Source organism: Lewinella sp., assembly GCF_050633125.1.
GTDB lineage: Bacteria > Bacteroidota > Bacteroidia > Chitinophagales > Saprospiraceae > Lewinella.
The window spans coordinates 50311-57612 of record NZ_JBOEFX010000082.1 but is presented as its reverse complement, the minus strand read 5'-3'; the positions used below and the strand labels follow the sequence as shown (position 1 = coordinate 57612).

Sequence of the window (7302 nt, the reverse complement as noted above, 5' to 3'; positions counted from 1 at the left end):
CTAGCTTAACACCGATCAGTAAGTGATGTAGGTTTCTTTGCTCTGTAAGCCACTCTTGTGCTGCACACCTGCTGGCAAACTGCGAATGATCCGGTAATACAATTTCTCTTGCCCGACCTTGGGGATAAACTGCTGATTGAAGCCATGGTCTACAAAAAACTTCCAAGGAGTATACTGTCCAGCATCGCCCCAGTTGGGCGTAAGGCCGCCTTGGGTTATCATCTGTTTCAATTGCTCTTTGGCATAAAAGCTGTGGTGAGCGTGATCGTAGAGGATGTTCATTTTGTGCACTACCGGTATTGCCAGTTGTAGCGTATTCATATTCAAAAGATTTCCACCGCCTCCGCCATTATTGACTTGGAGGTTTTGAATATTCACGCCACCGCCGCCTTGGTTATAGGCGCTTACGATTTCGTTATTGGTCAATTTATTGTCTTGGCCATTGCCGGTGTAGCGGATGCCGATAGCGTACAAGTCCATGCCATTTGAGATAGGCTTGCCGTGCAGCCAGCTACTATTTAGCGGATACTCTCCGGCACCAGGCACATTACGAGTGTAAGGAGAGGCTGTAATCGAACTCCCTAAATTCGTGGCCATCAGCTCTTGCAGTGGCGTTTTGTAATAGTGGTGAATCGGCCAGCGAACCCCGTGCCCATTATTATTGATCTCATTACCCATATTTATCGCGGTAAGACAAATACCAAGTAATGGTGGTACAGCGCCGTAGGCATTAGCACTTGGATTTAGGTCATAAAAATCCCAGGCTTCATCGCCGGTATAGGTAGCTGTTATTCTTCGTTTCAAGCTTCCATTACCCGCAGTGACCTGAGTAGCCTGGTTGGTATAATTGTTCCATTTGGTAAGGATATGCGAGTATTTACTAGTCCGGAAGTAAAGGGCATACAGTTCGTGTTCGTTTTCACCAATTGACGAACTATTGATTCGAGTGTATTGTACGTTTGCAGTATTGCCTTGCCCAAAGTCGGTGGTCTGAGTTTCGGTAGTCAAAGCAGACTCGTTGTTGGCCAACCATGCACCAGGTTTCTTTTCCAACAATGCTAGCAATTGCACCATGTAAATGGTCTCGTGCTCAAGGCTTGGCATCTCAAAAGTGACCTGCTTCTTGGAAGGGTCAAGCTGCAAAGGAACCTCTCCTATCACGGTTGCGCCATTCTTAATCTGGTGGAAGCGAACGACGAAGCGGTACTGGTAGTTCTCGGGGTCACTCGGCTGGGTCGCGAAAAGATAACTCGGCCAACTCTTAAAGCGGATCACTCCATTGGCTCCATCGTCTTTGTAGAAATACCGCTGGTGGCGACGAGGGTAAGTATCAAGAATATTACTGTTCGTCAATACCTGAGGGCGGGCGCCAGTCGTAAATTCCTGGGTTTTGATTTCGTAAGCCGTAGCAGGATCATTTTCAGCTACCGTAATGGTTTTCCAAGGCGTTTCTGCTATGCTAAACTTGCGGTGCTCGCCCCATACTTTTGCCGTAAGGCGGTATTTACTATAACCTTTCAGCGCCTCATCTGGGCGAAACTGGGCGAGTTGGGTTTGCTTCAGGAAGAAATTCCCTGCTACCGTTTCCGCTTGATTCAGGTTTACCCATTGGTCATTTTGCCATTTGGCAACTCGCTCCAACTTCACATTATCAAGGGAAAACCGAAACTCATGGTGTGTACTGTTGGGGTCTTCAGGATCTTCCTGCAGCAATATGTTTTTACCAATAGGTAAATTGAAAGCTACCTGAGGGGTAACAAACACATCTTCGCCGCTGCCTTTAGGGGCCATATCCGCAATAATTTCCAATCCCTCGAAAGCGCCTCCCGAAGAAGGTGTACAAATTTGCCCAGCCTCAAACTTGAAGTTGAAATTACCTTCCAGTTTGCCGTTTAGTACACTGTAGGCACCCGTTGCAGCACCTTTCACCCAGGTAGGGTTGGGCAAGCCAACTTCAACTGCAGCATAGAGATAAGCGGAGAACACTTCTATTTTTGTTTCCAAAAACCAGGTATCAATATCAATGCCGCAAGTAAAATCAAAACCTGCATAGGCTTTGCCAATGGCATAGTAATCATTGAAACCTACCTCATTCATACCTTCACAGCTGATCGCATTTTTAAGTAAAGCCACATCGTAGCCCACTGTCAAATCCATATCCGCATAGAAGATCAAGAACTTCAGATCATTAGCAGCAAAGTTGATTTGTTGGCCAAAAGCCAGCCCTTCGTATACTTTATCTCCGCTAAGGTTACGCACCAAGGAGAAATTTTCTAGTCCTTCTTTGTTTTGGAAACCAGGTGGCAAATCAGGTGGAGGAGGAATCTGGTTTCCCATCATAATGTAGGTGCCTACTTCGTAAGCAGAGAAAATCTTCATGTTCATACGATCACTAGGCGTACCTGCCAGAATTTTCCAAACCCCGGGGGCGAATTTCGTATAAATACTTCCCTCTCCTACAAGCACAGGGTTTTCTTCCGATCCGTACATAAAGTCAACCCCAAAAGTGCCTTCAAATGTCTTATCCGGGTGGGTGTACATCATGTCTACGGTCGCTAAGACTTTGGGGTCGTCGCGCTCCATAATGTCGGTCATGAAATAGCCATCGCCCGTCAAGCGGATAAAATCGAGACCACCATTGCTATTGATTTGCATACTAAACTCTATATCAGCATTGAAAGGCGTGGGGTCTGGTGAAATACCGATGACCACAGAAGCTTTCAACCCAAAGAGCGTATTTTCATCAGGTAGGTAGGTGACGCCGGAAGAGGTTGCGCCTACTTCATTGAGACCTGCAGCAGTGGCAGTTCCCGGCTTGCCTTTCATGTTCTCAGCGGATGGAAATCCAGTCGCTTTCATGTGGTAATAAGCTCCGCCTCCAAAACCATAGATGGCAAAACCTGGTGCCACTACTATCCCTGGTTGAATAATGGCTTTGGCATCCACAAACCAGTAGCGGTAACCATCTACTTTGCCAAACTGTACTGTGAAGGTTTCAATGCTCACACTAGGCTGAACAGTCGCTGAAAAATCGCCACGAAAGCCTCTACCAAAAGTAGGGTCACTACCATTGTAAAAGTTGACTTCTCCGTACATATCCATGAACCCGAGGTCCGCATCAACAACGATTTTTTCCAGTTGACTGCCGTCGTACTGCCAGCTTTGGACGTTGCCTTCTTCTACCAGTGAGCCAGAAATGCTCAGCTGCGTGAGGCCTTCAATGGATTTGGTCGCATTATGGAGTTTTACACTAAAACCCAACTGCAAGCTGGCTTTACTATCACCGATGACCAGCGCCACGCCTTCTCCTTCATTTTCGGGATTTATGCTTACTTCAAAACCATTCAAGGACTTTTGCGGGCTGGCCAGACTGAACAGCTCACAACTCAGGTAAGGTGCTTTGTTTCGGACAACGAGATGCTCAAAGGCCATGTCTGGAAAATCGAGCGTCATGCCCTCCTGATCAGGTAAGCCCCCTGCCAAAGTTAGCGAACCACTCATATCCGCAGCTGTCAGCACCTCTTGGCCTTCCACAGTGACCGACAGCGTGGAGCCAGGCAGCAATGTCAGGTTAGCCGCCCACATATCTACAGAAATATCATCGAGGGGATTGATCGTAAATTCCATCCCTACATCCTGGTCTGTCTGGCTGAGTGAGCAGCTGTAACCAATTCCCGCATCGCTAATAGGCAAGCGTACTTCACCATCGAAGATACTCTCCTGCAAGCTGTTATTGACGAGGGTTAATTGAAATTGATCAATCGAAAATTGCCACCCGCCAAGGTTTCCCTGATTGAGTGCTAGCAAAGGTGCAGCGGATATCTCACCACTTACGCCTAATTTATCAATAAGCAGATCCTCGGCATTGATCGTTATTCGATCATTGTTCTTTTTACGCAAGTAAGTCGGAAGCTGAAGCGCTAACTGCGGAAAGTAAAAGCCTTTCCATATTTCGCTTTGGTTGCCCTGATAACCTGTCGGGTACTGGATGCCGTCGATTGCACGAATATCCGAGTAATCCACCATCACTTGGCCTTCGCTGACTTCCAAACCCTTGAGGCCTTTTACATAAAAAGCGGGCATGCTCAGTTCTCCAATAAAATCGCCCCAAACACTTGCCAGAAAGAAGAAATCGGCAGCTACAGGGTCATTGCCTTCCACCGGAGTGAGCATATTGCCATTAAAGACAAACGCTCCGGCGACTTGAAGGGATTCATAACCTTGGCAGTCCCACTTGACGCGGGTGGTTTGTTCGCCTTGCCCTGGTTTTACAACCAAATCAATATTTGGCCCAAATGGAAGCGCGACTTCTGTGCCCAACATGGTCAATTCCTGCAAGCCTTCTGCGGAAAGTCCCGTTGGGTGAAAACAAATGCCCTTGCTTCCAAAAGCTAAGATTTCGTTGATCGCTTCGGGGATTTCTATGGGTAGGAAGGCGTTGAGCAAGGCGCCATCAGGACCAAAACTCATGCCCGTGATATTGAGCAACTGGGTCAAGTCTTGCACATCGGTTTTGAGCGCGAAGGGGAGATTCGCTGCACCGTCAGGGTTGAGTAGCTCGGTATAACGCTGACCTTGTTCTACGTAATTCTTTACTTGCTCTACTTGTGATGCGGTGATTCCTGCCAGCTGGCCGCTGGTATTGCGCATGGCTTCGGTAATCGTAGCTCCTGGATCGGTGATGGCAAATGCCTGGCCATTGATAACCTGCCCTTGTGCATTGACCTGAAGGTTATCAAAGTCAACATTGACCCAGGTATTGAACATCGGAACTTCTATCTTCCCTTTACCGGTAATATTGTTTCCACCCCAGGCTACTTCCGTTAGCTCCATATTAAAATAACCAAGGCTGAGGGTAGAACCAACGCCAAAACCACCACTGACCGCTGGGCCATTAGGAAGCCCTGGGCTACAATTTACCGGCGAGCACGGTGCCTGATAATTTTGATTGGGATCGGGTTGTGGATTAACGATTACTATTTCTTCATCATCGTCGGGCACATTGTTATCAAGTCCGCCATCTTCTGCTTCGTAATGAAAAACAGAGACAGGGCTATGGCCCTGATTGCGATACTGAATCGTCTGAGAAGGATCGTAAGCTGTAACCCTCACGGCGTAAGTTCGTCCATCAATGAGTGGTGGTAAACCCGCATCATAGACCAAGTTCGGGGAGAGAATATTGTCTCTTTGAAAATAAACGCCAATACCCGGATACTCAAACGCATCATTAGGATTGGGAATATTGTTCATCGTCATGTCTATCAATTCCAGACGATAGCGGGTATACAGTGGCAGCCCGCTAGGTGTCCAGTTGAAGATCAAAAACTGGGGTTGCTGTGGGTTGACCGCTGCTTCGTTTTGGGGCTGAAGGAGTATCGGGGGATCATAATGGGTAATAAAAAGGTTGGTACACCCTTGGAATTCATTGGATAAAGCCGTGCCATTGACTTCATAAGTCATAGCGCGCAGGCAAATGGTATAAACGCCTTCGGGGAGTGCGCCACTTTGGATGAGCTGCTCGCGATCAAAACCTTGGTATTGGACATCATTTTCATTGATGCCCTGATTGAGGTTACGAAGTTGTGCCCCGTTTAGACTTAAAGTCTGAAAAGGCATCAGTGTAATCGGGCTAGCTGGAAGGTAGCTGTTTTTGACTTCTAAGCTGATTTCTCCACCAGCTTCTTCAATACTTGTTAATAGCTTAACCTGCACAGTAGTCGCCGAGGTGTTGGTAAGCGTAACCAACGTTTGGCTACGAAACTCCAACAAATCCTCCAAATAAACAGGGTACGGAGGACTAATGGTGAGGCTCACGTTGACCGACTGGCCAAAACCACGGATCGCCAAAAAGAGAAATAGCCCAAGAAAAAGGGAATAACTGCGTAAGGGCATGGTGCTTTGTATTTTTGTTCAGGATGAAAAGCACTACAAATTTGCCCGCCCTGGGGTCGGTAAAGGTTTATCGAAAATGCAAAAAGTGTAAAAAAGTGTAAAAATGGGAGGGGTGTTCGTTCCGAAGTGTCGGAACTCACGGTTGTGCGATTCCGATAAATCGGAATCGGGGGGTGCTCACTGCGTTCGCGGTTTTTGATGGCTAAAAAGGCGATCTCCTTCATACAAGGAAAACAAAACGTGAGCGAAGCGAACACTACTACAAGCGCAGCGCAGACTCTATCACCGCGACGGCCTTTTCCCAGCTGTAAGATTGTACTCTTTGCGTACCTTTTTCAATCAAAGTATTGCGCAGGTCTTCGCTTTCGTACAAACGTTTCATACCAGCTGCGATGGCCGATACATCGGTGGGGTCAACCAACAGGGCAGCATCTCCTGCGACTTCTGGCAGGGATGACACAGAGGAGGTGAGCACTGGCACCTCTGCCTGCATGGCTTCCAAGAGCGGCACACCGAAGCCCTCGAAAAGAGAAACATACGCCAGCGCAAGGGCACTGGCCACCAAGCGCGGCAACTCTTCGTCGCTGACATAACCCAAAAACTGGATGTCTTCTTTTACCGGAGAGTTTTCATAGGCTTCTTTAATGCCACTGGTCTGCCAAGCAAATCGCCCTGCAATCAAGAGTTTTAATGATGAAGATGTTTCTTGTTTAAACAAAGCAAAAGCCTCCAGGAGTCGTACAATATTCTTGCGCGGGTGAAGTGCCCCCAGGTAGAAAAAGTAATCCTCCCCTTCAGCGTAAGCTTGCTTTATTTTTTCCTTTTCCAGAGCAGGAAGTGGCTGGAAAGCCGGAGAAGGTGCATTACAAGCAACGGTAATTTTATCTAGCGGAACCTGGTATTGCTGATGGATATCTTGTCGGCAAAACTCAGATACCGTCACTACTTTTTCGGCACGCTTTAGATAACGCGGCACGTATTTGTGATAATAACGAAGGGCCCAAGCCGGAATCTGTTCCGGATAATGGACATGAGCAATATCATGGCTTACCATTACAGTAGGCACCTTGCTACGTAGTGAACAATAGCCGTCCATACTAAGAAAAACATCGGCTTTATACCATTTTAATGCCACAGGAATGGCCCATTCAAACCATAAATACCACAGCCATCCTCGCCGAGCAGGCGGAGGCAATGCTAGTGGTTTTACATTATCTGCATAGACGAATTCGTCATCAAACGGTCTATCAAATAAAAATAGAAAATCGTGTTGTGGATGTCGCTCAACAAGGCGACGGGCTACTTCATGCGTGAAGCGCCCAATGCCTTCCAGGCGACCAGTTAACAGCAAGCGGGTATTTACGGCAATACGCATACCGCGAAGATAGGGGTTTGGGGGTATTTTCCATG

At 47.4% G+C, this 7302-nt stretch carries 2 protein-coding genes; both read right to left on the bottom strand.

Going from position 1 to position 7302, the window contains the following annotated elements; translation table 11 throughout:
- Positions 1-15: 15 nt before the first annotated feature.
- Entirely contained in the window at positions 16-5892 is a 5877-nt protein-coding gene (locus ACRBG0_RS18310; protein ID WP_431488314.1) for a hypothetical protein, read from the bottom strand.
- Positions 5893-6151: 259 nt separating this feature from the next.
- Positions 6152-7267, bottom strand: a complete 1116-nt coding sequence (locus ACRBG0_RS18305) for a glycosyltransferase family 4 protein (RefSeq protein WP_431488313.1) — start codon at positions 7265-7267, stop codon at positions 6152-6154.
- Between the last annotated feature and the right edge of the window lie 35 nt (positions 7268-7302).

Bases quoted from the DNA above. Each gene is read 5' to 3' on its own strand.
- ACRBG0_RS18310 (WP_431488314.1), bottom strand. From the start codon at position 5,892: ATGCCCTTACGCAGTTATTCCCTTTTTCTTGGGCTATTTCTCTTTTTG.
- ACRBG0_RS18305 (WP_431488313.1), bottom strand. From the start codon at position 7,267: ATGCGTATTGCCGTAAATACCCGCTTGCTGTTAACTGGTCGCCTGGAA.